This window comes from Streptomyces sp. NPDC059456, from assembly GCF_042750055.1.
In the GTDB taxonomy this organism is placed as follows: Bacteria; Actinomycetota; Actinomycetes; order Streptomycetales; family Streptomycetaceae; genus Streptomyces.
Map to the genome: position 1 here is coordinate 1 of NZ_JBHYVA010001042.1, position 1,885 is coordinate 1,885.

At 78.0% G+C, this 1,885-nt stretch carries 1 protein-coding gene and 1 pseudogene; both read left to right on the forward strand.

The window, feature by feature from the left end; genetic code table 11:
- Window positions 1-597 (forward strand): phage tail protein (locus ACFXA3_RS41945; RefSeq protein ID WP_385196678.1); only part of this gene is annotated, 597 nt, incomplete at its 5' end.
- A pseudogene (locus ACFXA3_RS41950) lies at window positions 594-1,885 on the forward strand (hypothetical protein); the annotation flags it as partial. The gene ACFXA3_RS41945 and the pseudogene ACFXA3_RS41950, both read left to right, overlap by 4 nt.

The window sequence follows — 1,885 nt, forward strand, 5'->3', positions numbered from 1 at the left end:
CAGCTTGGCATCGCAGGGATCGCGGCGCTCGTCGTCGCCGGGACGGTCACCGTCGCACCCCCCCCCGCGGTGTCGTTAGGGGCCCCCCCCAACACCCCGTGCGCGGCGGAACTGTCCCGCGGCCGCGCGCGGGGGGGGGGGCCCCCGCCCGGGCCCGCCCCCGCCGCGGGGGCGGGGGCCCCCGACCGGCTCGGCGACGGAGGGTTCCAGGAATGCGCGGGCCTGGCCCTGGAGGCCGACGTCCGCGAGTACCTCCAGGGCGGCGCCAACGACGAGGTGGTGCGCCGGGCCGGGCGGGTCAGGCTCCAGCCGATCGTCCTCAAACGGGGCATGCTCGCCGCCGGCGGCGGGAGCGCCGACCCGGCCCTGTGGGACTGGCTGCACGGCATGGTCGCCGGCGGCGCCCCCGTCCCCCGCTACGACGGACACGTGGAGGTGCTCGACCCCGCGGGCCAACGGGTGCTCGCGCACTGGACGTTCGTCCGGGGACTGCCCCTGAAGATCACCGGACCGACGCTCAACGCAAGGACGGGGGAGATAGCCGTGGAGGAACTGCACATCGCCCACGAGGGCCTGCGCCTGGAGCGGACCCCGTGACGGCCCTCGTCCACGCCACCCTGCAACGGCTCACGGTGACCGCCCAGCCGGGCAAGGACCAGCCGCCGCTCGTCAAGGAGGCCGAGGGCAGCAAGCCGCTCCCCGTCCAGTTCAACCCGGCCACCCTGCGGATCAGCCGCAACAACAACGTGGACCGGGGCGGGGCGACCACCAGGAACCAGAAGGTCCAGCACCCCGCACAGGAGGGCTCCACCCTCACCTTCGACCTCGAATTCGACACCGCCGAACAGCGGGCCGGTGGACAGTACGTCGACGTACGCCGATGGACCGCCCTGGTGCGGCAGTTCGTCGAACCCCCGGCGACGGCGTCCGACCCGCCGCCCGCCGTCCGCTTCGTCTGGGGCACCCTCCGCTACAACGGCATCGTCACGCAGGTCAACGAGGAACTCGACCACTTCGCCCCCGACGGGACCCCGCTGCGCGCCAAGGTCGCGGTGACCGTCGTCGAGCAGAACTTCGCGTACCAGGCGCACGCCGAGGGCCCCGGCACCCGTGACGCCCGCGGCGCCACCGAAGCGGGCGACCAGCCGCCCGGCGCCGCACCCGGTACGTCCGGCACCAGCCGGCCCCGGCAGGTCGTCCAGGCCCGGGACGGGGAGTCCGCCCAGCAGCTGCTGTCCCGGCTCGGGCTCGACCCGGCGGCCTGGCGCGGCGCCATGACCGGCCTCGACAGCCCGCTGACCCTGGCCGCGGGAGCCACCGTCCAGCTGGGCGCGGAAGTCTCGGCGGGCTTCGCGGCCGCCGCCGGGATCAGCCTCTCGGCGGGCTTCGCCGGAGCCGCCGCGGCCACCTCCGTCGGGGGCCTGGCGGCCGCGCTGGGCATCACCGTGCCACCGCAGTCCGGTGCGCCGGATCCGGCATCGGCGTCGTCGGCGGCGGGTTACGGAACAGGGGCCGGGGCCGGGGCCGGGGCGGATCCCGCGCTCGCCGGATTCGTGATCAGCGCCGGCGGCGGGATCGCCGCGGCCGCGGACCTCGTGGCGGGCGCCGAGGCGGACGCCGCCACCGCACGGGCCCGCGCCGGCTTCGAGGTGCCGGCCGCGCCGGACCGCCCGCCGGGGGGACCGGACGCGCCGCCCCCGGCCGGGGCGACGGGCCCCGGCTCCCCGTACCGCCCGCCCGGACGCGGCCCCGGCCTGCCCGGACCGGCCGGGTACGCCCCGCGGCCGGAGCTCGACCGGCGCTCCCTCGCCTACGGCCCCGGGTTCCCGATGCGGGGCCGGGCCGGCCCCCGGCGCCGCGGCCGGGTGGGGGCGCGGGGGGGGCG